The 1,175-nt window shown below is 47.3% G+C and carries 2 protein-coding genes; both read right to left on the reverse strand.

Going from position 1 to position 1,175, the window contains the following annotated elements; translation table 11 throughout:
- Positions 1 to 559, reverse strand: a 559-nt coding sequence (locus F6K38_RS44790; protein WP_287360918.1) for a phosphocholine cytidylyltransferase family protein, incomplete at its 3' end; no start/stop codon positions are given.
- Positions 559 to 1,175: class I SAM-dependent methyltransferase (locus F6K38_RS44795; RefSeq protein ID WP_287360921.1), on the reverse strand; the 617-nt coding region annotated here is incomplete at its 5' end. The genes F6K38_RS44790 and F6K38_RS44795, both read right to left, overlap by 1 nt.

Below are 1,175 nucleotides of genomic sequence, written 5' to 3' on the forward strand. Positions count from 1 at the left end.
CGGTGGCTTGGGCCAACATACTTTGAAACAAAGGCTGGGATATTTTGGAAATACCGACCAATTCACCGGCAATTTGACTCCCCAGTTCAGCCTTATTTTTAGACATCGCAACGATTGTCTCACCTGAAGTTTCTACATACACTTCATCACCAGCATTGGTTTGACCAGATAGCAAGACGACATTGTCTTTAGGAAAGTTCAAGACTGCTGTCAAAGCACGCTGTTCGTAAATCAGATCTGATTCCAACAACAGAAAATCACCCTCAATCAGATCACGGGCACAATAGAGGGAATACATGGTACCTGATTCGGCATAGTGTGGGTTATGAACCGTCAATATCTGGTCATTAAAACGTTGCTGCAGACGCTCATAAAAGTCAGATAAATGACCAGTGACAATGATGATGCGCTGCATACCGCAGGCAGTCAGGCGCTCTATCGATTCCTCAATAATGGGTTGCTCTCCCAACTGGAGAAACCCTTTAGGAGTCGATTGCCCTAGTTCCTGCAGTCTAATGCCCATACCAGCAGCTAGAATAACAGCTGTTTCTACTTCCATTAGTGTTTATGAATCAAGACATTGAAACGATATTTGCTATTGTCGTAGGCTTGAAGGCACTGATCTTCAGTCGTTACCTGAACCGACTCAGTTGCTAGAACTTGTTGGAACCAGTCCTTGCTGTAGTACAAATGATCGAGTCCCCGATACCTCTCCTCATATTCCGCATCTCCGATGGCTGCTTTCCGGGCACTGATTGCTGCTTCCTGCTTAGACAGATCAGGAAGATCAAGAACGCCGATACTTTTCTGGGCGATTTGAACCATGCCCCGGAGCACCTCTGCTGCATACTCATAGGTTGGAAAATAATGGAAGACCCCCCCTGACACCACAACATCGAATTGACGGTCTCTTGGTAGATCAATGGCTTCTCCTAGGCTGATCGTGGCTTGGGGCATGACCGCTCGGGCAATCTTGACCAAGTTAGCTGAGTAGTCAATTCCCGCGACGGGGTTTCCTTGTTGGTAAAACGGATAGAGAAAAGCACCTGCACCACACCCAACTTCCAACAATGAATCCTTTGGGGTGATGTTGAGCCGAGCCGCGATATGCTTCCCATAAGCCATCCAGCCAGATTCTTGCACACCTGATGACCAGGGAGGATCGTAGCCATTTG

The sequence above is a fragment of the Moorena sp. SIO3B2 genome (assembly GCF_010692525.1).
Taxonomy (GTDB): Bacteria; Cyanobacteriota; Cyanobacteriia; order Cyanobacteriales; family Coleofasciculaceae; genus Moorena; species Moorena producens.